Origin of the sequence: Micromonospora sp. NPDC048947, assembly GCF_040649495.1 — a bacterium.
GTDB lineage: Bacteria > Actinomycetota > Actinomycetes > Mycobacteriales > Micromonosporaceae > Micromonospora > Micromonospora alfalfae.
The window spans coordinates 76,888-99,737 of record NZ_JBEZFO010000019.1; the positions used below are offsets into that span (position 1 = coordinate 76,888).

General features: G+C 71.2%; 21 protein-coding genes. 4 read left to right on the forward strand and 17 right to left on the reverse strand.

Annotated features, from left to right (window positions below):
- Window positions 1-36 precede the first annotated feature (36 nt).
- From AB0B98_RS25120 to AB0B98_RS25160, 9 genes are all read right to left on the reverse strand, one after another.
- Window positions 37-501 (reverse strand): DUF4442 domain-containing protein, encoded by a 465-nt coding sequence (locus AB0B98_RS25120; protein ID WP_238671354.1) that lies wholly within the window; start codon window positions 499-501, stop codon window positions 37-39.
- 62 nt (window positions 502-563) lie between these two features.
- On the reverse strand, window positions 564-1,574 hold the full coding sequence (locus tag AB0B98_RS25125) for a hypothetical protein (RefSeq protein WP_357365738.1): 1,011 nt from the start codon (window positions 1,572-1,574) through the stop codon (window positions 564-566).
- A 94-nt stretch (window positions 1,575-1,668) separates the two neighbouring features.
- Window positions 1,669-2,967, reverse strand: coding sequence for an ABC transporter ATP-binding protein (locus AB0B98_RS25130; protein ID WP_357365740.1), 1,299 nt, complete (start codon window positions 2,965-2,967; stop codon window positions 1,669-1,671).
- A 126-nt stretch (window positions 2,968-3,093) separates the two neighbouring features.
- Complete coding sequence (locus AB0B98_RS25135; protein WP_357365742.1) at window positions 3,094-5,304, reverse strand: bifunctional glycosyltransferase family 2 protein/CDP-glycerol:glycerophosphate glycerophosphotransferase; 2,211 nt, start codon at window positions 5,302-5,304, stop codon at window positions 3,094-3,096.
- A gap of 14 nt (window positions 5,305-5,318) precedes the next feature.
- Window positions 5,319-7,334, reverse strand: coding sequence for a DUF5941 domain-containing protein (locus AB0B98_RS25140; RefSeq protein ID WP_357365854.1), 2,016 nt, complete (start codon window positions 7,332-7,334; stop codon window positions 5,319-5,321).
- Window positions 7,335-7,375: 41 nt separating this feature from the next.
- Window positions 7,376-8,122: an ABC transporter ATP-binding protein gene (locus tag AB0B98_RS25145; RefSeq protein WP_357365744.1), complete on the reverse strand. Its 747-nt coding sequence runs from the start codon at window positions 8,120-8,122 to the stop codon at window positions 7,376-7,378.
- Window position 8,123: 1 nt separating this feature from the next.
- Window positions 8,124-8,951 carry an ABC transporter permease gene (locus AB0B98_RS25150; protein ID WP_357365746.1) on the reverse strand — a complete coding sequence of 276 codons (828 nt, stop codon included), beginning with the start codon at window positions 8,949-8,951 and terminating at the stop codon, window positions 8,124-8,126.
- 71 nt (window positions 8,952-9,022) lie between these two features.
- On the reverse strand, window positions 9,023-10,393 hold the full coding sequence (locus AB0B98_RS25155) for an L-serine ammonia-lyase (RefSeq protein WP_238671360.1): 1,371 nt from the start codon (window positions 10,391-10,393) through the stop codon (window positions 9,023-9,025).
- Between the two features lie 134 nt (window positions 10,394-10,527).
- The gene (locus AB0B98_RS25160) at window positions 10,528-10,737 is read right to left on the reverse strand and encodes a hypothetical protein (protein WP_357365748.1); all 210 of its coding nucleotides are present in this window, start codon (window positions 10,735-10,737) and stop codon (window positions 10,528-10,530) included.
- A gap of 279 nt (window positions 10,738-11,016) precedes the next feature.
- Between AB0B98_RS25160 and AB0B98_RS25165 the strand changes: the two genes are divergently transcribed.
- Window positions 11,017-11,226: a PspC domain-containing protein gene (locus tag AB0B98_RS25165; RefSeq protein WP_030486383.1), complete on the forward strand. Its 210-nt coding sequence runs from the start codon at window positions 11,017-11,019 to the stop codon at window positions 11,224-11,226.
- 619 nt (window positions 11,227-11,845) lie between these two features.
- On the opposite strand, the gene AB0B98_RS25170 is transcribed toward AB0B98_RS25165, so the two are convergent.
- The 7 genes from AB0B98_RS25170 to pdxH form a co-directional block, all read right to left on the reverse strand.
- Window positions 11,846-12,685 (reverse strand): DUF4230 domain-containing protein, encoded by an 840-nt coding sequence (locus AB0B98_RS25170; protein WP_357365749.1) that lies wholly within the window; start codon window positions 12,683-12,685, stop codon window positions 11,846-11,848.
- Between the two features lie 99 nt (window positions 12,686-12,784).
- A complete protein-coding gene (locus tag AB0B98_RS25175) occupies window positions 12,785-13,948 on the reverse strand; it encodes an acyl-CoA dehydrogenase family protein (RefSeq protein WP_357365751.1) in 1,164 nt (387 codons plus the stop codon).
- 44 nt (window positions 13,949-13,992) lie between these two features.
- On the reverse strand, window positions 13,993-14,298 hold the full coding sequence (locus AB0B98_RS25180) for a type II toxin-antitoxin system VapB family antitoxin (protein WP_030329612.1): 306 nt from the start codon (window positions 14,296-14,298) through the stop codon (window positions 13,993-13,995).
- A 187-nt stretch (window positions 14,299-14,485) separates the two neighbouring features.
- Entirely contained in the window at window positions 14,486-15,088 is a 603-nt protein-coding gene (locus AB0B98_RS25185; protein WP_357365753.1) for a nitroreductase family protein, read from the reverse strand.
- Window positions 15,088-16,017 (reverse strand): aldose 1-epimerase family protein, encoded by a 930-nt coding sequence (locus AB0B98_RS25190; RefSeq protein WP_357365755.1) that lies wholly within the window; start codon window positions 16,015-16,017, stop codon window positions 15,088-15,090. The genes AB0B98_RS25185 and AB0B98_RS25190 overlap by 1 nt, the downstream gene beginning before the upstream one ends.
- A gap of 18 nt (window positions 16,018-16,035) precedes the next feature.
- Window positions 16,036-17,334 (reverse strand): MFS transporter, encoded by a 1,299-nt coding sequence (locus tag AB0B98_RS25195; protein ID WP_238668893.1) that lies wholly within the window; start codon window positions 17,332-17,334, stop codon window positions 16,036-16,038.
- Window positions 17,331-17,960, reverse strand: coding sequence for a pyridoxamine 5'-phosphate oxidase (gene pdxH, locus AB0B98_RS25200; RefSeq protein WP_357365855.1), 630 nt, complete (start codon window positions 17,958-17,960; stop codon window positions 17,331-17,333). Before pdxH ends, AB0B98_RS25195 begins: the two co-directional genes overlap by 4 nt.
- Before the next feature lie 278 nt (window positions 17,961-18,238).
- On the opposite strand from pdxH, the gene AB0B98_RS25205 reads away from it, so the two are divergent.
- The 3 genes from AB0B98_RS25205 to sepH all read left to right on the forward strand — a co-directional run bounded on the left by AB0B98_RS25205 (window position 18,239) and on the right by sepH (window position 21,964).
- Window positions 18,239-19,345, forward strand: a complete 1,107-nt coding sequence (locus AB0B98_RS25205) for a citrate synthase 2 (protein ID WP_210782815.1) — start codon at window positions 18,239-18,241, stop codon at window positions 19,343-19,345.
- Window positions 19,346-19,570: 225 nt separating this feature from the next.
- Window positions 19,571-20,698, forward strand: coding sequence for a phosphoserine transaminase (serC, locus tag AB0B98_RS25210; RefSeq protein ID WP_357267140.1), 1,128 nt, complete (start codon window positions 19,571-19,573; stop codon window positions 20,696-20,698).
- Between the two features lie 186 nt (window positions 20,699-20,884).
- Window positions 20,885-21,964 carry a septation protein SepH gene (gene sepH / locus AB0B98_RS25215; RefSeq protein WP_196920761.1) on the forward strand — a complete coding sequence of 360 codons (1,080 nt, stop codon included), beginning with the start codon at window positions 20,885-20,887 and terminating at the stop codon, window positions 21,962-21,964.
- Window positions 21,965-22,018: 54 nt separating this feature from the next.
- Here the strand turns inward: sepH and AB0B98_RS25220 are convergent, their stop codons facing one another.
- Window positions 22,019-22,843, reverse strand: a complete 825-nt coding sequence (locus tag AB0B98_RS25220; RefSeq protein WP_357365757.1) for an alpha/beta fold hydrolase — start codon at window positions 22,841-22,843, stop codon at window positions 22,019-22,021.
- Window positions 22,844-22,850: the final 7 nt, after the last annotated feature.

Here is a 22,850-nt window from a genome sequence, read left to right on the forward strand (position 1 = left end):
GGGCCCGCAAACCCGTTTCGGCCGCCCTGAGGCGTTTCAGTTCGGTCGCAGCGTCCAGATCACTGTCATTTCCGAGGTGGGCTTGCCGTCCTCGGTGGCGATTTGGACCGTGACGGGGAATTCCGGGCGCCGACCGGCGGCCAACTCCTCGGTCACCTCGGTCGCCGACCGGCCGAGTCGCGCGGTGGCAAGCACCGGACCCATGGCGAGTTTCCGGTAGGCGATCTCGGCCCGGACGGCCAACGGCACGGCCCGGTCGAGCAGTTGCCCGAAGGCGGCCAGCACCACCGCGCCGGAGGCCGTCTCGCCGAGGGCGAACATGGCTCCGGCGTGCGGGCCCCCGATGTGGTTGTGGGTGGCCGGTGAGTCGGGCAGCCGCACGACTGCCCGCACGCCGCCCTCCGCCTCGGGTGCCACCTCGACGAACTCGATGCCGAGCGTACGAGCGAACGGCACCGCTTCCAGCATGCCGGCCGCCACCTGGCGGGAGTCGATAGTCATGACCTGACGTTACTAATCGGTAACCAGGCCGGCAACCAGCTACTTGTCCGTCAGGGGCCCGCTCAGAGGTTGCCGATGATGCGCAGGATCTCCGCATAGAAGTTGCCGTCGATGCTGCGGAAGAAGGAGAAATCCTGCCCCGGGTCGCCGAAGAACGGCCGCAACGTCCACGCCAGCTGGGTGCCGACAAACCCGAAGAGCAGGATCCAGATGTAGAGCAGTGTCATGCTGGCCGGCCGCTGCGTCGGCTCCCCGCGCCGGACCGTACGGCCGTCCCACGGGCGTTGCGCCACGTAGCCGGGCGGCAGCATGCCGGGCGGGAACGAGGCACCGGCCGGCTGCCCGGCCCACTGCGTCGGAACCGGGGCCGGGGGCGTCGCAGTGGTCACGGCACCGTTCGCTGTCGACTCGGCCACGGCGGCCCCGGCCGGCACGGCGACCGGCTCGGGGCTCTGACCGGCGGCCGGCGCGGCAGCCGGCGACGGCCCGGCGGGCACCGCGGCCGGCACGGCCTGGACCGGCGCCGGGGCGCTGGCCTGCTCGCCGACAGTGGCGTTGGCGGCCTCGGGCGCGAGCAGGCCGTGGTCGTTGAGCACCTGCATCCCGCTTGTCAGAAAGCGCAACCCGACCAGCGCCGACAGGGTCAGGATCGACACGTTGAGCAGCTTGAAGAAGCCGTAGTCGTTGGCGGTGATCAGGAAGAAGAGGCTGATCGGCGCGAACGCCACAGCGAGCATCGAGGTGACGGTGATCGCCACCATCACCAGCGCCACCGACTGCCGCACCGAGAGCCGGGCACCGAAGACCAGGTTGAACAGGTAGAGCGTGGGCAGGCAGATGACCAGGGTGACCAGGAACAGCAGCGGCAGCTTCAGCGCCGAGGTCAGCGCCATCAGCGGGCTGTGGAAGAAGCCCAGCACCGCCCCGTAGCAGGCCAACGCGATGGCGGAGCTGGTCAGCATCCGCCCGGTCAGGGCGTTGAGGTCACGCTCGGCCACGATCTGCTGCCAGATGCCCTCGCGATCCCGCAGGATGCGCTCGATGACGAGCGGGCTGGGACGGTCACCCGACACGGGTGCACCCCTCTCGGTGGTATTTCACAGTGGACTGGGTGGGCAGACGGTAGGGCACCGGGTGGCGGGCCCGCCACCCCGTCCGGGGACGTCGTCAGCGCCAACCCACGTCGATCCGGTCGCCACGCTCGTCGAAGAAGTGCAGCGCGTCCATCCGTACCGAGACGGCGAGCGGGTGACCGGCGCTGACCGCCGGGTACGGCGCCAGCCGCACCGCCAGCTCCGCCGGACGGCGGTGGTGCCGGCCCGGATCGGGCAGCACGCTGGTCTGGACGCCACTGGGCGGGGCCTCCTGCGCCTCCACCGGCTTGCCGGTGAGCCGCTGCATCACCGAGCCGAACCGGCGCAGGCCTCGCTGGCCGACCGGCGGCGGTTCGAGCGGGGCGCCCATCTCGTCGACCACGATCGCTGTCGCGCCGATGTCGAGGAACGCCAACGACTCGTGCCCGTGGTGCTCCAGGTAGCGGATCCGCCCACGGAGCACGTCGCCGGGGCTGTCCGGTGCGACAGGGGTGAGCGCCTCGGCCCGCATGCCGACAACGATCCGCTCACCGTGGTAGTGCGCCACCGCCCTACTGCGGATGTCGTTCCAGGGCAGGTAGAGCGACTGGTCACCGAGGTTCAGCGTGACGTAACGGTCGAGATGGACGTAGACCGACGCCTCCAGCAGGTTCATCCGCGGGCTGCCCAGGAACGCCGCGACGTAGAGCGTCGCCGGCCGGCCGTACACCTGGGTCGGTGTGCCCACGTCCTGGAGTACGCCGCGGCGCATGATGGCCACCCGGTCGGCCATGGTGAGCGCCTCGGCCTGGTCGTGCGTGACGTAGACAGTGGTGACGCCCAGCTCGCGGGTCAGGCCGGAGATCTCCGCGCGCAGCTCGGCCCGCAGGCCGCTGTCCAGGTTGGACAACGGCTCGTCCATCAGGAACAGGCCCGGTCGGCGGACGATCGCACGCCCCATCGCCACCCGCTGCCGCTGCCCGCCGGAGAGCTGCCCCGGCTTGCGGGCCAGCACGTCACCGATGCCCAGCGCGCTCGCCACGTCGCTGACCCGCTCGCCCCGCGGCTCGGGCTCGACCCCGGCCAGCCGCAGCGGAAACGCGATGTTGTCGCCAACCGTCATGTGCGGGTAGAGGGCGAAGTCCTGGAAGACCATGGCGATCCTGCGGTCCCGTGGGGGCAGGTCGTTGGCCAACTCCCCGTCGAGCATCACCGCACCGGTGGTCGGCTCCTCCAACCCGGCGATCATTCGCAGCACCGTCGACTTGCCGCAGCCGGACGGCCCAAGCAGCACCATGAACTCGCCGTCGTTCACATCGAGGTTGATGCTGTCGACGGCGAGCGTGCCATCCCGGAAAACCTTGGTCACATCCTTGAGCGTGACGGTGCTCACCGTCTTCCCCCCCAGCGCGCGTCGGCCGAACCCCACAAGACTGTGACCAGGATCATGGGTTTGTGACATCGGGTAAACGTCTCATGTTCGATCGATGACACTGCTATTACACGACAGAAGCGTCGATCAGCAGCGCGTGGATCGCTCGTCCGGCTCCCCGAGGAACACCTGCCGCACCACCCGCTCCGCCGCCCGCCCGTCGTCCAAAGTGCAGAACCGGGCCCGGAAATGCTCGCGGGCCTTCGTCGCCGCGTCCGAGCGCACCCCGTCGGTACGGAACAGGTCGAGCAGATCGGCGAAAGTGGAGGCTACCGCGCCCGGCGGTTCGGCGGTGACGTCGAAGTAGACGCCCCGGGCCAGCCGGTACGCCTCCCAGTCCGGGGTGTACAGCACGATCGGCCGGTCCAACACCGCATAGTCGAACATGGCCGACGAGTAGTCGGTGACCAGCACGTCCGCCACCAGGTAGAGATCCTCCACCCGTTGATGGCCGCTGACGTCACGAACCCGCTCCCAGTCCCTCGGCTGGCCGGGGCGTCGGTCCCGGTCGTGGAAGTAGTGGCTGCGCATCAACAACCGGCCCGAGTCACCCAGCGCCTTGACGAACCGGTCCGGGTCGAACGGCGGCCGGTAGCCGGGCAGGTGCTCGCGGTGCGTCGGGGCGTACAGGACGACCTGCTCGTCGGGGTCGAGGCCGAACTCCGCGCGGAGTCGGCGCACCTCGTCCGGGCTGGCGGTGACCAGGCGGTCGTTGCGCGGGTACCCCACCTCCAGCGTGGTGTACGTGGCCGGGTACGCCCGGTCCCACATCTGGGTGGAGAAGCTGTTGGCGCTGACGCTGTAGTCCCAGCGGTCCACCCGGCGCAGCAGCCCGGCGAAGTCCATCCGGCCCGCGCCGATCGGGTAGCGCTGCTGATCCAGCCCCATCACCTTGACCGGCGTGCCGTGGTGCGTCTGCACGTGCACCTGTTCGGGTCGCTTCCTGACGAAGTCCGGAAAGTTGACGTTGTTGACCAGCCACCGGGCGCGGGCGAGCACCCGGTAGTACGCCGGCGTGCCGGCCACCACGTACTCCACTCCGGCCGGCACGCTGTCCACCCGGTCCCGGCGCACCACCCACACCCCGCGCACCCCCGGCGCCAACCGGCGGGCGACCTCGTAGATGGCCGCCGGGTTGCAGGAGTAGCCCCGGTACCAGTACGCCGCGTACACAGCGAGCGCCGGGTCGACCGGCCGCCGCAACTCGGCCCGGTAGTACTCGCGCAGCAGCCCGTCCCGGGTCAGCCGGGCACCGCGCCGGGCGACCGGGCCGACGGTGCGCCGCGCGGTGCGGGCCCGTCGGCGGGCGGCGTCACGGGCCCGGCCGGCGGCCCGCAACGCGCTGAAGGTGCGCCACCGGCCGGAGGCGACAAGCTTGTGCTTGATCCCCTCGACCCCGCCCGGTACCGGATAACCGCCGGCCGGCAGCCAGCGCTCGTAGTCCGCTGTGATCTGCGCGAAGAACGCCTCCCGCAGTTCCGGCGCGATCCGCTGACCGTTGCCGAGCACCGTCAGGTAGTGCCAGATCATCCGTTCGAAGACCACCGGCCGCAGGGCCTCCGTCGCCGACCCCCACGAATCCATCAGGTGGAACACCCGGTGCCACTGCGGGAAGACCTCGAAGTGCCGGTCACCCCGGGTCCGGGTGATCGCGCCGGCGCGGCGTTGGCGGTAGTTGACGCAGACCCGGTCCAGTACGCCGATCCGGTGCGCGGCCATCAGCACCGGGTAGCTGAACGAGACGTCCTCGTACCAGCCGGGTGCGAAGCGCAGACCCAGGTCGGCGAGGAACTCCCGACGGACCAGCCGGTTCCACGCGGTGTGCAGCAGGTGCATCGCCTGCGGCCGGTCCCGCAGGCGGAAGGTGCCCGGGCCCGGCGACTCCGGAAACACCTCGGCCATCGCGCTGCGGGTGGCGGTGTCGTTCCAGTGGGTGCGGACGTGGTCGACGAGCAGGACGTCCGGGCGGGTGACCCGCAACCGTTCCGCGACCTCGGTCAGGCACTCCGGGGCCAGCCAGTCGTCGCCGTCGAGGAACCACACGTACTCGCCGACGGCCCGGTCCAGCCCGATGTTCCGGGCCGGACCGAGGCCGACGTTCTCCGACAGCCGGACCGAGTGGACCCGCTGGTCGCGGGCCGCGTACTCGTCGATGATGTCGCCGCTGGCGTCCGGCGAGCAGTCGTCGACGGCGATCACCTCGATGTCCGTCTCCGGCTGACCGAGAATGGAGTCCAGGCACTCCCGCAGGTATCCCTGCACCCGGAAGGCGGGCACCACGAAGCTGATCAGAGTCATCCGGCCGCCCTCCGTCAGCGCGGCGCGGCACCTCCAGCGCCCGCCGGCGCCACCGACGCCCGCGCGCTACGGGCCGGTCGCACGAACCAGGCCAGGACGACGCTCACCACGAAAACCACGAGAAGGTACGCACCGAGTGTAGCCAGTCCGATACCCGCAATACCGGCGATCGCCGCGAGGGCCAACAGCACGGAGCGTCCCTCCCAGCCCAGCGTCGCCGCGTGCAGGGGCGGTGCCGCCTGACGCTTCTCCAGCCGGGCGGTCAGGTCGTAGTGGTGCACAGTGAGCACGAAGACGTACCCGAAGATCAGCCAGCCGGGTGCCGCACCGACCACCCCGACCGCGATGGCGAACAGGTACTCGGCGGCCCGCAACGCCGCGGGCACCAGCCAGTCCAGCGGACCGTTGTGCGCCGCCCCGGCGCCCAGGCCGCCGACCAGCAGCACCAGCAGCGCCACCGGCACCGCCCAGCGCAGCCCCTCGGGCGCGTCGCTCAGCAGCGCCCCGACCAGCAGCACCGCCGGGCCGAGCGCGGCGATCACCGCCAGGGTCAGCGGCCCCATCGGGCGGACCACCGGCAACCAGCGGGCCAGCGGCCCGTCGTCGCGGTGCAGGGTGGCGTCGACAGTGTCCAGCACCGGCACCCACATCCAGCGGGCCCGCAGCGTCCGCAGCGCCCCCGTGTACGCGAACGCCAACACCCCCCAGACCAGCACGGCGATCAGGCTGACCAGCGGGTTGAACAGCGCCACTGTCAGCGCGATCAGCGCCCACCGCTCACCGATCGGGAAGACCACCGTCCGCTTCAGCCAGTACGACACCGACCCGGTGTCCGCCTGCACCCGGGTCGACGCCGCGTTGAGCCGGTCACCGATCCCACCGCTGGCGTTCGTCGCCGTACGCGGGCGGCGGGCAGCCTCGTCGTGCAGCACCCCGTACCAGGTGTCGGTCATGTGCCGGACGGTCTGCAACGTCATCGCGGCGATCGCGAGCGCCCACCCGTTGCCCAGCCCGGCGTGGCTCACCCCGAAGCCCAGCCCGGCGTAGACCAGGTACTCCTTGGCCCGGTCCGCCATCGTGTCCAACCAGCCACCCCAGGCGCTGAAGTGCCGGGTGTAGCGGGCCAACTGGCCGTCCACGCAGTCCAGCACGAAGCCCAGGTAGAGCAGCACCGCGCCACCGACCAGCGCGGGCCGCCCACCGACCCCGAACAGCACCGCCGCGCCCAACGCGAAGAGCACCGAGATCACCGTCACCCCGGTCGGGGTGAGCCGGAGCCGGGCCGAGAGCCGGACCACGTACGGCGACCAGGTGCTGACGAAGTAGGTGGAGAAGAAGTCGTCCTTCTCCTTCACCGACAGCCGCAACTCGGCCCGATCCTCGTCGACGGCGGTCACCGCCGCCTCGGCAGCGGTGAGCCCGGCCGCGTCCTCGACCCGGTGGGCGACGAGCAGGCGTACCCGCTGGGCGAAGATCAGGGTGCCGAGCGCCGCGAGACCCGCGAAGAGCCGGTCCACGGCGGACCCGGGGCCACCGGCCGCCACCGACCCCCCGGACCCGACCCCGCCGGTCACCGGCAGCGACGCGACGTCGCCGGCCGGGCCGATCGGAGCGGCGACGGGAAGCATCCCGGACGTGGCGGCGCGGGCGGCGGCCGCGAGGGTCGGCAGATCGTCGACGCCGACCCGCAGCGCGCCGCCGAACACGCCGGTGGCGGCCCCGTCGAGGGCGTCCAACGCGCCGGCGTCGACCACCTGGCCGCGCTCCTCCCGCACCGCTGTCCGACCGGGCACCGGCGGGTCACCGAGGACCAGCGCCACAGTGGGACCCACCGGGCTGGTGGCCAGGTGCCGCAGTACGGCCGTGTGCGCCACCAGGTCGGTGCCGGTGATCAGCACCGGGACGGTCGCTGTGGAGACCAGGTCGGACAGCTCGTCCAGGTTGGCGGCGAAGCGCACCTCGTCCGCCCCGGCCAGGCGCAACTGGTCGGCCAGCCGGTCGGCCAGCGGCTCACCGGTCGCAGTGGTCAGGCCCGCCGCGGGCGTCCCGGCGGCGAGCACGATCGCGAGCGTCACCGCGGGACCGCTGCGTGGTACGCGTCGAGCGCCTCGGCGATGGTGCCGTCGAGCGTCAACCGGCCCGCGTCGAGGTACAACCCCCGACGGCAGAACCGGGTCAGGTCCTTTTCGTTGTGTGACACCAGCACCAGCGTGCGCCCCTCCCCGAGCAGACGATCAATAGTCGCGTAACACTTCTTGCGGAACTCCGCGTCCCCGACCGCTGTCACCTCGTCCATCAGCAGGATCGGGTGCGGCAGGTGCGAGATGATCGCGAAGCCCAGCCGCACCTTCATCCCCGACGAGTAGTGCCGCACCGACGTGTCGATGGCCCGTTCCACCTGCTCACCGGCGAACTCGACGATCTCGTCGAAGTGCCGCTTCAGATAGCTCGTCGACAGTCCGTGCAGCCCACCGACCAGGTGCAGGTTCTCCCGCCCGGTCAGGTCGTTGGAGAAACCGGCGGACAACTCCAGCAGCGGCGCCACAGCGCCGTGCACCCGGATGTCGCCCTCATCCGGAATGAGCACCCCGGCGATCAGCCGCAGCAGTGTGCTCTTGCCGGTGCCGTTGCGCCCGATCACCCCGACGGTCTCGCCGGGCTCGATGGTGAACGACACGTCCCGCAACGGCCAGAACTGGCCGGGCAGGGCACCACGCGCACCCCGGTGGATGAACAGCTCCCGCAGCCGCAACTGGCGGCGACGGTTCCGGACGAACCGGATGCCCAGCCCGTCGGCCTCGATGATCGGCGCGGCCACCTCAGAGCTCCTTGAGCACTGCGGGCTCCAACCGACGGAACGACCACCAACCGACGGCCAGCACCAGCAGGCTGCCGACGACAGTGGTGGCGAGCAGCCGGGCGTCCGGGAACTCGTCCGGATACCAGATCGCGTGGTGCAGCTGGAAGATCCCGACCAGCGGGTTCAGCTCGTACACCACCTTCAACCAGCCGGGCAGGCCGGACTCCCGGACCAGGCTGAGCGGATAGATGATCGGCGTGGCGTAGAAGAGCACCCGGATGATCAGCCGCATCAGCCGTTCCACGTCGCGCATCAGCACGTTCCACGCGGACAGCAGCAGGGCCAGCCCGGTCAACAGGACGGACTGGACGGCCACCGCCAGCGGCAGGGAGAGCAGCGACCAACCCGGATGGATCCGACCGTGCGCCGCGTAGATCACCGCGATGGCGGCCAGGATCGGCAGGCCGGCCGCGTACTCGGCGAACCGGCCGGTGACCCGACCGATCGGAAAGACCTGACGTGGCACGTTCATCGTGGTGATCAACCGGGACTGGCCGGTCAGCGCGTTCGTCGCCTCACTCAGCGCCGAACTGGTCCACATCCAGGCGAAGATGCCGGTGATCAGGAACAACGGGTACGAACCGGCCGCCTCACCGAGGTGCCGACCGGTGTCCCGGGAGTAGAGCACCCCGAAGACGAACCAGTAGATGGCGCCCATGCCGAGCGGCTCGATCAACGACCAGAAGTAGCCCAGCACCGACTGCTGGTACTTGACCGCAAGATCCCGCCTGACCAGGATGCGCAGCGAGTTGCGGTGCGACCACAACGCCGCGACGCCAGAGGTCACCGCAGCCTCCCGCCTCCTGAAACGGACGACAGGTTAGCAGTCGGTGAACGATTGCCCCGAATCGACCGGACTCAGCACTCGATCACGTTGACGGCCAAACCGCCGCGCGCCGTCTCCTTGTACTTGACCTTCATGTCGGCGCCCGTCTCCCGCATGGTCTTGATGACCTTGTCCAGCGACACCTTGTGCACCCCGTCGCCGCGCAGCGCCAGCCGGGCGGCCGTGATCGCCTTGATGCTAGCCACCGCGTTTCGCTCGATGCAGGGGATCTGCACCAGGCCACCCACCGGGTCACAGGTCAACCCGAGGTTGTGCTCCATCCCGATCTCGGCCGCGTTCTCCACCTGCTCCGGGGTGCCACCGAGCGCCTCGGCCAGCCCCGCCGCCGCCATCGAGCACGCCGAACCGACCTCACCCTGGCAGCCCACCTCGGCGCCCGAGATCGAGGCGTTCTCCTTGAACAGCACACCGATCGCACCCGCCGTCAGCAGGAACCGCACCACACCCTCGTCATCGGCGTCCGGCACGAACCGGGTGTAGTAGTGCAGCACCGCCGGAATGATCCCGGCCGCGCCGTTGGTCGGCGCGGTGACGACCCGGCCGCCGGCGGCGTTCTCCTCGTTGACCGCGAGCGCGAACAGCGTCACCCAGTCCATCGCGTGCAGCGGGTCCGCCGACCCGGCCTCCGCCTCCAGACCACGCCGCAGCTCCGCCGCCCGCCGCCGAACCTTCAACCCCCCAGGGAGTACGCCGTCCCGCTCGCAGCCGCGCTGCACGCACTCCTGCATCACCCGCCAGATCTCCAGCAGACCGGCCCGGATGTCCGCCTCGCTGCGCCACGAACGCTCGTTGGCCAGCATCACCTCGCTGATCGACAGCCCGGTGCGGGTGGTGATGTCGAGGAGCTGCGCCCCGGTCAGGAAGGGGTACCGCACCACAGTGTTGTCCGGCTTGATCCGGTCCGCCCCGGCCGCCGCCTCGTCCACCACGAACCCGCCACCGACGGAGTAGTAGGTGCGGCTGCGCAGCTCGACGCCGGCCCCGTCGTACGCCACGAAGGTCATCCCGTTCGGGTGGTACGGCAACGACCGGCGGCGGTGCAACGTCAGGTCCCGATCCGGGTCAAAGTCGATCTCGTGCGCGTCGAGGATGTTGATCCGCCGCTCGGCCCGGATCCGCTCGACCCGAGGACCGACAGTGTCCGTGTCGACAGTCTCCGGCGACTCGCCGGACAACCCCAGCAGCACCGCCGGACCGCTGCCGTGGCCATGCCCGGTAGCACCCAGCGAGCCGAACAACTCGGCCTGCACCCGCGCCGTGTCGCTGAGCAGCCCGTCGGCCTTCAGCCCACCAACGAACGTCCGCGCGGCCCGCATCGGCCCCACAGTGTGAGAGCTGGACGGCCCGATACCGACGCTGAAGAGGTCGAAAACACTGATCATGGCTGCGCTTCCTCGCCGTCGTCCCGGCGTACGGGACCCGGCCGGGTCGTGACCGCCGGTCTGGCGGCCCCGCTCGTGACCGTCCGGGGTATGGGGTGCCGGCCCTCCGGGGTGTGGAAGGCCGATCAACCAGCCTACCCGCCCAGCTCACCGCCCACCCGGTCCGGGACGTGAACACCCGACCACCGTCCCCCGCCCGCCCCGACCGGCCCGGCGCCGCCCCGCCCGGTGCCATCCTGGTCGGTGCCGCCCTGGTCGACCCCGCCCGGCGCCGCCCCGCCCCGCCGCCCGCCGCCCGCCACCCGCCACCCGCCACCCGCCACCCGCCACCCGCCACCCGCCACCCGCCGCAAGATCGTGCTCGATCCAGGATGTAGTGTGTCCGCCCGCCTTGATGCCACTCAAACCAGGATCGAGCACGATCTTGGGGCGGCTGCGGTGGGCGTGGCAGACCGGGCGGCGGGCGGCAGGCGACCCGGGGAGGCGTCAGCAAGGGGCTGCCCGGGTAAAGCACCTACGGGTCCACGGGTTGCCGCTCCTCCTCGGGACCGAGGGCGAGGTGGCCATCCCTTTCTACCGTGGATTGCAGACGCGGCGCACCGCCGCAGAGTGGGAGTACGACGATGAGTCGCAAACTGGTCCGGCCCCGCGAGGGGCGCATGATCGCCGGTGTCTGCGCCGGCCTCGGGCGGCGGTTCGGCATGTCGGCCGGAATGGTCCGGCTGCTGTTCCTGCTGTCGCTGTTGCTGCCCGGCACGCAGGTGATCGTCTACCTGATCCTGTGGGTGCTGATGCCGAACGAGGACCGCTACCTCGCCTCCACCGGGCACTGATCCCGCCCCCACACCACACCTAATCGGAGATCTTGGACAGTTTCCGTTAGCTGCTAACGGAAACTGTCCAAGATTGCTCGTATCGCAGCCCCAACGGCATCGCAGATCCGGTAGGTCGGTGGTCAACTTCGGCCAGGGCAGGGCTTGGGACCGCCCCGGACCGCCCCAGACCGCCCGGCCACCGCCGCGGACAGCCCGGGACCGCGCCGGGACCACCCGCGACCGCCGGGACCACCCGGACTGCCCGCGACCGCCGGGACCAGCCGGGACTGCAAGCGACCGCCGGGACCGCGCCGGGACCACCCAGGACCAGCCGAGACCGCCCGGCACCGCCGGGACTGCGCGGCGCCGCCGGGACCGCGCCGAGCACACCCGGGACCAGCCGGGACTGCCCGGCACCGCCGGGACCACCCCGAGGCCGCCGAGCCCATCCGCGACCGCGCCGAGCCCAGCCGGGACCGCTCGGGACCCACCCGCGACCGCCGCGACCACACCGGGACCACGCCGGGACCACCCCCGGGGTTGGACCTTCAGGCGGCCGCCCAACTGCGGGGGCCAGACGGAAAGCGCCCGCTCCGACGGAAGTCGGGGCGGGCGCTTCGGGGTATCGAGGGGCAGGTCAGGGGGCTATGTAGGTGACCGTGATCTGCTGGTAGCCGAGGGAGCGGAGCAGTCCTTCCAGCATCTTGCGGGTGTTCTCCTCGGCTCGGGCGGAGAGCCCGCTGTCCCGGGCGGCGGCGGTGATCCGGTCCTCGGCGAGCTTGTAGACCTGCTGCTGCCGGTTGGGGTCGTTGCCAACCAGGTCACCGAGCCGGTTGAGCAGGCCGCGCTGCTCGGCGAAGACGTAGCTCTTCTCCATGTCGAGGTTGGTCTCGCCGAGCTGCGGCGCGGGCAGCTTGATCTCGACGGACTTGCCGTCGGCGGACTGGACGACGGCACCCTCACCGATCTTGGTGAAGTCGACGTACGCCTCGACGCTGCCGGCCCCGACGAACAGGGTGCGCTCGTTGAGCAGGAAGTCTGGGACGTTGCGCCGGTCGTTCTGCGTGTCGACCACGACCTGGAAGTTGCCTTCCGCGGCCACGTATCGGCTGAGGTCCTGGATCGACTTCAGCAGTGGTGGCTGACTGCGGTCGGTCTGTTCCTTGGCGAACGGGTTGCGGAACTCCGGGAGGATCCCGGTCGCCTGAATGCCGAGCAGCACGACCACTGCCAGCGCGGCGGCGCCGAGCAGCAGGAGCAGGCCGCGGGCGGCCCCACCGCCACCGCCGGGGGCGTCGCCACCGCTCGGCGGGCCACCGGGCCCATCAGGACCAGCGGGACCACCAGGCCCACCGGGGGCACCAGGTGTATCAGCGGTCCACTCGGGTGTCGCGGTCGACCGCGCCTTGAGATCGTCACCGGTCGGGTAACCGGGGAACTCTCTCGTGGGCTCGTTGCTGCCAGCGTCGCGGGCCATCACGCTCACCGTCCTCGTCAGACACGTCGTCTGTCAATGACGGTACGGCCCCGATACGACAGTCGCTCGGCGAGCGCCAGGAAGTGACAAACGGGCAGGTCAGGCGAACGCGGAGAGCCCGGTGAGTCGCTGCCCGATGACCAGTTGGTGGATCTCGGAGGTGCCCTCGTAGGTCAGCACGCTCTCCAGGTTGTTGGCGTGCCGCATGATCGGGTACTCACCGGAGACGCCGTTGGCGCCGAGGATGGTGCGGCACTGCCGGGCGATGGCCAGGGCCTCCCGCACGTTGTTCAGCTTGCCCACGCTGACCTGCTCGGGCCGCAGCCGCTGGGCGTCGGCGAGCCGGCCCAGGTGCAGCGCGAGCAGTTGCCCCTTCACCAGTTCGACGGCCATGTCGGCGAGCTTCGCCTGGGTGAGTTGGAAGCCGGCCAGTGGGCGACCGAACTGGGTGCGGCTGCTCGCGTACGCGAGTGTGGTTTCCAGGCAGTCGCGGGCCGCGCCGACCGCGCCCCAGACGATGCCGTAGCGGGCCTCGGTGAGGCAGCTCAGCGGTGCCTTGAGCCCGACCGCCTCGGGCAGTTGGGCGTCGGCCGGGAGCCGGACGTCGTCGAGCACGATCTCGCCGGTCACCGACGCGCGCAGCGACATCTTGCGGCGGATCTCCCGGGTGGTGACGCCGGGAGTGTCGGTGGGTACGGCGAAACCCCGTACGCCCTCGTCGGTGCGCGCCCAGATCACCGCGACGTCCGCGATCGGGGCGTTGGTGATCCACATCTTCCCGCCGGTGAGCACCCAGTCGTCGCCGTCACGGCGGGCCCGGGTGGCCATCGAGGCGGGGTCGGAGCCGTGATCCGGCTCGGTCAGGCCGAAGCAGCCGATCGCCTCACCGGTGGCCATCGACGGCAGCCAGCGTTGCTTCTGCTCCTCGCTGCCGTAGCGCCAGATGGCGTACATGGCGAGCGATCCCTGCACGGAGACCAGGGAGCGGAGGCCGGAGTCGCCGGCTTCCAACTCCTGGCAGGCCAGACCGTAGGCGACGGCGGAGGCGCCCGCGCAGCCGTAGCCGGTCAGGTGCATGCCGAGCAGGCCGAGCTTGCCGAACTCGCGGGCCAGTTCCCGGGCGGGCACCTTGCCGTCCTCGTACCAGTCGGCGACGTGGGGTCGCACCCGGTCGTCGACGAGTTGGCGGACGACGTCGCGGACCTGCCGCTCCTCCTCGCTGAGCGACGGGTCCAGGTCGAGCAGGTCCAGCGCACCGGTCATGGACGCCACCCTAACGAAGGTTCAGTGGGGGAAAGAAGGGCTCGTCACTCGATGGGCTCGGAGAGCACCAGCACCCGCGCGTGGATCTGGTTGCGCTGCTGGAGGGCGGCGCGCAGCGCCCGGTGTAGCCCGTCCTCCAGGTAGAGCCCGCCGTTCCACTGCACGACGTGCGGGAAGAGGTCACCGTAGAAGGTGGAATCCTCGGCGAGGAGTTTGTCCAGCGCCAACTCGCGCTTGGTGGTGATCATCTGATCCAGGCGCAGTGGCCTGGGCGGGATCTCCGCCCACTGCTTGAGCGTCAGATTGTGCTCCGGATAGGGACGCCCGTCCCGGACCGCTCTGAAGATCACGACGGCACGCTCCCCTCCCCGTGGCCGGGCCGACCGACGGCGCCGAGCCGGGCCGCGGCGGGCACCGCGCGGCGCGGCACCGATGACCGTGCCAGCCTAGCCGGCCAGCGCACGCTACGTTCTGCTCCCTGATGTCAGTTTCGCTATCGCTCGTCCGATCCTCAACCGGACGAACGGGACGTCCGCGTCAGTTCCACCGCCCGCGTCGCACCACCTCGTCCATCGGGCGACGTCCACGGCGCAACGATGGTGACCGATGGTCGGCTGCACGGTAACCGATTGTGACGGCACCGATGGGTTGGAACTCGGCCGGCACGCCGAACGCGTCCCGGTAGGCGGCGAGCCGCTGCGGCGGAATGCCGAAGAAGCACGCCCCCAGCCCCTCGTCCACTGCGGTGAGCAACATCAGCAACGCCGCGAATCCGGCGTCCACGTGCCAGTACGGCACCGGCCACCGGTCCGTGGACTGATCCGTCCAACCCTTGTCCGGCTCCGCGTACCGCCGTAGGTAGGCCGACTCGTTGGCGTGCGGCACCACGATCAGGGGAGCCCGGCGCATGCCCGCGAGCCAGCGCTCCCGCCCACCACCAGCGGGGGTGGTGGCGGCCCAGAACCGGTCCCGATCGGCCAGTTCCTCCAACACCAGGAAGCCCCAGCCCTGGGCGAAGCCGGCCGACGGCGCGCGGACCGCGTGGTCGAGCAACCGGTCCACCACGTCGGGCGGGACCGGGCGGTCCGGGTCGTAGTTGCGCACCATCCGCCGTCGGCGGACGACCTCGGCGAACTCCATCAGGCGCCGGGGCGGATGCCCCAGGCACCTCGCCAGGTGGTGCCGGGCTTGAGGGTGAGCAGGTCCTTGCCCGACCGGAACGCGTCCGGCGGGCAGGTCATCGGCTCGATCGCCACCGAGCGGCGGTGCCGTTCGCCGGTGAGGGCATCCCCGGTGAACACCTGCCACCAGCCGAACTCGGCGTCCGCCCAGATGCTCACGGCGGCCGAACCGTCCGGCGCGGCGAGGCTCACCGACGAACCACCGTCGGCGTCGGAGATCACCTCGCCGAAGCAGGAGTCCAGCACCGCGGCACCGATCCGGCGAGGGCTGGTCCAGTCGTACTCGGTGCCGGCCACCGGGGTCACCCCCACCGGCAGCAGCCGACCGTCCACCAGCACCCGGCTCCGGGTGGGCAGCCGCAGCACCAGGTCGTCCACCGCGACGCCCGGCAGTTGCAGGTACGGGTGCACGGAGAAGCCGAACGGGGCCAGTTCCCCGCCGATGTTCGTCACCTCGTGCTCGGCGCGCAGCCCGTCCGCGTCGACGCTCCACCGGCTGCGCAGCCGCAGCGGCCACGGGTAGCCGGGCTGCGGCGGCAGGTCGTAGCCGACGGTCACGGCGTCGGCCGACTGCTCCAGCAACTGCCACGGCACCCAGTTGACCAGCCCGTGGATGGCCACGTGCCGCTCCGGCTCGGTCAGCGAAAGCTGGTGTGTCCGCCCGTCGAACGAGTAGCGACCATCGCGGATCCGGTTCGGCCAGGGTGCCAGCACCTGCCCTGTGCAACCGGGGCAGACCTCGTCGGTCTGGTACCCGTCGAGCAGGTCGACGCCGTCGTGCCGGTACGTCCGGAGCCCACCGCCGACCTCCACGATGACGGCCTCGTGGCCGGCGGCGGAGATGGTCCACTGGGCGCCGGAGAACGGGCGCGGATCGGGGCTTTCCATGCCGGCGACCCTAACCGGTCAGGTCCGGTCGCCGCTCGACGCCGTCGCCGCCCGGTAGCGCAGCAGCGCCGGGAACGCGACGGCGAGCACCACCACGAGCACCGCGGAGGCGAGCCCACCGGCCACCCAGGCCACCCCGCCACCGAACCCGGCGGCCATGGTGCCGGCGCGCAGGTCGCCCAGGCGTGGGCCACCCGCCACCACCACCGTGTTCACGCCCTGGAGCCGGCCGCGCATCCGGTCCGGTGCGTAGACCAGCAGCATCGACTGACGCAGCACCGCGCTGATCAGGTCGGCGGCGCCGGCCACGGCGAGCAGCACGACCATCAACCAGAGTTGGTGAGCCAAACCGGCCACGGCGATCGCCAGTCCCCAGCCGACCACCGCGAGCACCAGGCCGAGCCCCTGCCGGCGGATCCGGCCGATCCAGCCGGAGGTCAGCCCACCGATCATCGAGCCGATTGCGATGGCGCTGTAGAGCAGACCGACCGCGCCACCGCCGCCGAACCGCTCGTGGGCGATCTCCGGGAAGAGGGCCCGTGGCATGGCGAGGATCATCGCGATCAGGTCCACCCCGAAGGACAGCAGCAGAACCGGGGTGGTGGCCAGGTAGCGGAAGCCGTCGATGACGCTGGCCAGGCCGGCCCGCCGGGCCTGACCGTCGGCGGTGGGCTCGGGCGGGAGCGAGGGCAGCCGCAGCGCGGCCCAGAGCATCGCGGTGAACAGCACCGCGTCCAGCCCGTAGGCGATCGGCAGGACCACAGTGGTGTCCGGCGAGGCCGCGAGGATCAGGCCGGCGGCGAGCGGACCGGCGACCGAAGCGGCGGTGAAGGTCGTGTAGTTCAGGGTGGAGGCGGACACCACAAGGTCTTCCGGCACCAGCCGGGGCAGCATGGCGCTGCGCGCCGGCGAGCTGATCGCGAAGGCGACCGACTGCACCGCCATCAACGCCAGCAGCAGCACCGGGCTGCCCACGTTCAACAGCGCCTGGAGCAGCAGCCCGAGAGTGGATGCCCAAAGCAACAATGAGCCGCCGAGCAGCACCGCACGCCGGTCGCGGGCATCGGCGACCGCGCCGCCCCAGAGCCCGAAGACCAGCAACGGCACGAAGGCGGCAATCCCCAGCAGACCGACCCAGAACGAGTCCCGGGTCAGCGCGTACATCTCCACCGGCACCGCGACGGCGGTGAACTGGAAGCCGAACATCGCCACCGTGTTGCCGAGCCAGAGCCGGCGGTACGCCGGAACCCGCAGCGGACGCACGTCGATCGCCCAGCGGCGCGCTGCGCGCGGCCGGGTCTCCCGCACACCCGTCACGGCGCCAACCGCTCGACGATCCAGTCACCCTCGTCGAGGCGACGGAAGCGGAGCCGGTCGTGCAACCGCCCGGCCCGGCCCTGCCAGAACTCCACCGACTCGGGTTGGACCCGCAGCCCTCCCCAGTGCGGCGGGGTCGGGATCTCGGCCTGGTCGGCGAACCGCTCGACCGCCTCCCGGTACCGCTGCTCCAACACCGCCCGACCCGACACCACCTGCGACTGCGGGCTGGCCCAGGCGCCCAGTTGGGAGCCGCGCGGCCGGCTGGCGAAGTACGCGTCGGTCGTGGCGCTGTCGACGGGCGCGACACGTCCGGCGACCACCACCTGACGCTGCATGGGAAACCACGGAAAGACCAGGCTGGCGTACGGGTTGGCGGTCGCCTCGACGCCCTTGCGCGACAGGTGGTTGGTGAAGAAGACGAAGCCCTCCGGGTCGTACCCCTTCAGCAGCACCGTCCGCCCGCTCGGCCGGCCGGCCGAGTCGGCGGTGCCCACCACCATGGCGTTGGGTTCGGGCAGCCCGAAGGCCACCGCGTCGGCGAACCAGCTGTCGAACTGGGTGTGCCAGTCGGCGGCCAGGTCAGCCTCGGTCAGGCCCAGGTCCGCGGCGTACTCGTTACGCATCGCGGCCGGGGCGGGTGTGTCGCCCGTCACGTCCCCACTCCTTCTCGGGGGCCCCGCCAGCGCCCTTCCGCGCTGACCAGCCCGCCCCGCCCAGTCTCACTGAGCCGGACGGAGAATGCGCGTCCGGGGATGTCGCGTGCAGCACAGTCGCAGCGGGTCGCGTATCCCTTACTCAGCAGGCAGTATGTTGCGAACACATCCCTGAGGGTCGCCTAAGGCGCTCGGCCGATCGGGCCGGATGAGCGATCGGGCGCACCGACCAGATCCAGGAGAGCGACATGGCCGATTTCAAACCCGGGCTGGAGGGCGTCGTCGCCTTCGAGACCGAGATCGCCGAACCTGACCGTGAGGGCGGTGCGCTGCGCTATCGCGGAGTCGACATCGAGGATCTGATCGGCCAGGTGTCGTTCGGCAACGTGTGGGCACTGCTGGTCGACGGCCGGTTCGGGCCGGGCCTGCCGCCGGCGGAGCCGTTCCCGGTGCCGGTGCACTCCGGTGACATCCGCGTCGACGTGCAGTCCGCGGTCGCCATGCTGGCCCCGTACTGGGGTCTCAACCAACTGCTTGACATCTCCGACGAGCAGGCCCGTGAGGATCTCGCCCGGGTCTCGGTGACCGCGCTCTCCTTCGTCGCCCAGTCCGCCCGCGGCCTCGGCCTGCCGGCGGTGCCGCAGAAGGAGATCGACAAGGCGCAGACCATCGTCGAGCGGTTCATGAAGCGCTGGCGCGGCGAGCCCGACCCGCGGCACGTCAAGGCAGTCGACGCGTACTTCATCTCGGCCGCCGAGCACGGCCTCAACGCGTCCACCTTCACCGCCCGCATCGTCGCCTCCACCGGGGCGGACGCGGCCGCCTGCATCTCGTCGGGCATCGGCGCCCTCTCCGGCCCGCTGCACGGCGGCGCCCCGTCCCGGGTGCTCAGCATGCTGGAGGCGGTGGAGCGCAGCGGCGACGCGGAGGGCTACGTCAAGGGCGTCCTCGACCGCGGTGAGCGGTTGATGGGCTTCGGCCACCGCGTCTACCGTGCCGAGGACCCGCGCGCCCGAGTGCTCCGGCGTACGGCCAAGGAGCTGGGCGCGCCGCGCTTCGAGATCGCCGAGGCGCTGGAGAAGGCCGCCCTCGCCGAGCTTCAGGCCCGCCGCCCGGACCGGGTGCTGGCCACCAACGTCGAGTTCTGGTCGGCCGTGGTGCTGGACTTCGCCGAGGTGCCGGCGCACATGTTCACCTCGATGTTCACCTGCGCGCGGATGGGCGGCTGGAGCGCGCACATCCTGGAGCAGAAGCGTCTGCAGCGGCTGGTCCGCCCGTCCGCGCTCTACATGGGCCCGGAGACCCGCAAGCCGTCCGACGTCGAGGGCTGGGCGGCCATCCCGCACGGCGTCTGAGCTGGTAGGCAAGGGCCCCTCCCCGACGCTGGACGTCGAGGAGGGGCCCTTGTCGACGTCGCGGGTCGAAGAGTGGTCATGTCGTCGGTTATCGGAGCCGACTGTGGCGAAGGACTCAGACCGACCGCCGGGACCCCGCCCATCGCCGTCCGGTCCGGGTGCGAGGATGAGGGCCGGCAGTGTCGCCGGGCCCGCCCTCGCCCTTGCGGAAGGATCTTCAAGACCGTGGCTGACGCACCGATCATCCGGATTCCCGATGAGATCAAGCCCGCCGATGGACGTTTCGGCTGCGGCCCGTCCAAGGTCCGCCCGGCGGCGGTGTCCGCTCTCGCCGAGGTCGCGACCAGCTACCTCGGCACCTCGCACCGGCAGAAGACGGTCCGTGACCAGGTGGCCCGGCTTCGCTCCGGCATCGCCGAGTTCTTCTCGCTGCCCGAGGGCTACGAGGTGGTCATCGGCAACGGCGGCACCACAGCGTTCTGGGAGGTCGCCACGTTCGGCCTGATTCGTGACCGGGCCCAGTTCGCCAGCTTCGGCGAGTTCGGCGCGAAGTTCGCCAAGTCGGTCAAGGACGCCCCGTTCCTCGGTGAGCCGACCGTCCGCAAGGCCGACGCGGGCAGCGCGCCGACCCTGGTCGCCGAGTCCGGCGTGGACGCGTACGCGACGCCGCAGAACGAGACCTCGACCGGTGTGGCGGTCCCGATCAGCCGGGTGGCCGGTGCCGACGAGGGCGCGCTGCTGCTGGTCGACGCGACCTCCGGCGCGGGTGGCCTGGAGGTCAACGTCGGTGAGACCGACGTCTACTACTTCGCCCCGCAGAAGTGCTTCGGCTCCGACGGCGGTCTCTGGCTGGCCCTGATGTCCCCGGCCGCACTGGACCGGGCCGCCGAGATCAAGGCGTCCGGGCGCTACATCCCCGCCTTCCTCGACCTGGTCACGGCGATCGACAACTCGCGCCTGGAGCAGACCTACAACACCCCGGCGCTGGCCACCATCTTCCTGGCCGCCGAGCAGACCGACTGGATGAACGCGCAGGGCGGCCTGTCCTGGGCGGCGAAGCGCACCGCCGAGAGCGCCGCCGCTGTCTACGGCTGGGCCGAGCGGTCCAGCGTGGCCACCCCGTTCGTCACCGACCCGGCGCTGCGTTCCAACGTGGTAGCCACCATCGACTTCGCCGACGGGGTGGATGCCACGGCGATCGCCAAGGCGCTGCGCGCCAACGGCATCGTTGACACTGAGCCCTACCGCAAGCTCGGTCGCAACCAACTGCGGGTGGCGCTGTTCCCGGCCGTCGAGCCGGCCGATGTCGAGGCGCTCACCGCGTCCATCGACTACGTGGTCGAGCGACTCTGACGTTCGGTCACGGTCGGTGTCCGTCGGGGCCTCCACGGACACCGACCGTGATCATCGCCGCAGCTCAGTCACGACATGCGGGGTGTCGCTTCCCCCACCCCGAGGCAGATGCGCGTACGGTGGTCCGAGACGCCTGGGTGGCCGACTCGTGGCGTGCGGCCAGCGAAGCGGGACGGAGGCAACGCTATGCGCCCAGTACGCTTCGTCGCCCTCTCCGAGGACGGCCATGCCCTGGTTCTCGCCGACGAGGTCGGGCGGCTGCTCGCCCTGCCGATCGACGAACGGATCTCCGGTGCGCTGCACGCCGAGCCCGGTGCGCCGCCGCTGGCGGTGGCGCCGACCGCGGCCGACCCGGTTCCGTCACTGTCTCCTCGGGACATTCAGGCCCGCATCCGCTCCGGTGAGTCCGCTGAGGACGTCGCCCGGATCGCCGGTGTGCCTGTCGACCGGGTGCTGCGCTACGCCGGTCCGGTGTTGCAGGAGCGGGCGATGCTCGCCCAGCACGCCCGCCGCACCCGCCTCAAGGGCGCGGAGAAGCCGACCCCGCTCGCCGAGGTGGTCAACGGTCGGCTGAGCCAGCACGGCATCGACACCGAGAAGATCTCCTGGGACGCGTACCGGCGCGACGACGGCACCTGGCGGATCATCGCCACCTGGCCGTCGGGCAAGGCCACCGCGCAGGCCATCTGGGATCTGGACAAGACCCGGCAGTCGGTCGCCCCGCACGACGACATGGCGCAGTACCTGTGCGCCGAGCGGCCCACGCCGATCCTCGGCCAGGAGCCGGCACCGGAGCGTGGTGGGCATGCCCTGCCTGGTCCGTCGCGTGGTGAGCCGAGTCGTGGCGGGCACGGGTTGCCGGCGGCGTCCGAGCACCCGCGTCCCGGCCGTGATCCGATCCGGGCCGGCCGTGACGCCCTGCTCGCCTCCCTGGACCGCCCGCTCGGCGCCTCGTCGGGTCGCGGGCTGGAGCCGCGTACCCCGGCTGCCCTGGCCGGTTCGGACGCGCCCCGGCAGCGGCCGGTCGGTGGGGGTGCCGCCGCGCTGCTCGGCGGTGGCCAGGGTTCGGCGTTCGACGACGATTCGGACGCGCCCAAGGAGGTGCCGGCCGTGCCGTCGCTGGCGGTGCTGCGGCCCCGACGGACGGGCGCTGCGGCGGCCGCCGGCGGCGAGTCCACCGACGCCAACGGCAAGCCGCGCAAGCGGCTGCCGAGCTGGGACGACGTGCTCTTCGGCAGCGGCCCGGCCGCCCGCGAATCGTCCTGACGCTTCGCGTTGACGGGTGACGGTGCGTCACCCGTCAACGCGTGCGTCCTGACCTCACCGAACGTCTCGGGCGTCTTCGTGGTCAGCGGCGGCGACCCCGCGTACGGCCTCGGCGACGGCGCGGAAGTCCTTCTTGAGGATCGCACCGTGGTTGCTGGCGACCTTCGCTCCGATGGTGATGTGCGGGTTGCGGGCAGTCACCGCGTCGAGGCTGGCGCGGATCTGCTCCTGTTCGTCCCCGCGACTTCCGAGGGACGTTCCCGAGGCGACGACGTACCGCACCGGGACGCTGATGGCGTCCAGCACCGGGCCCAGTTCCCGCTCGCGGGAGAGTTCGCCCAGCTCGATGTTGCTGTCCGCCATCTGGTCGGCATTCATCCGTGGGGTCAGGCCGGTCGGGCGGAGCAGCGGCATGAACAGGTTCATCCGTCGGAACATCTTGCGGATCCGTTGCGCCATGGCCTCGTCGAGCCAGTCGTGCGGGAACGCGCCGTCGACCAGGACCGCGCCCAGGGCACGTTCCGGGTTCCGGTTGGCCCAGTGCGCCCCGACCACCGCTCCGTAGGACCAGCCCACCAGCACCGCCTGGGCCACCCCCCGGGCGGCGAGAACGGCGTCGACGTCCCGGACGGCCGCTTCGAACGAGTAGTCGGCTGAGCGCTTCGACTTCCTGCCGCGAGCCCGCTCGTCGTAGGTGATGTGCCGGAATTCGGTGCCCAGCTCGGCGATGACCCGCCGCCAGTAGCCCTGGGTGGCGAACTGACCGTTGAGGTAGACCACCGGGATGCCGGGGCCACCGGTGTCGGTGACGGCCAGGGCCGTGTCGTCGACTGGCACCATGCCGGTCCACGGGGAGTTGGTTGAGGGGTTGTCAGTCATCTCGATC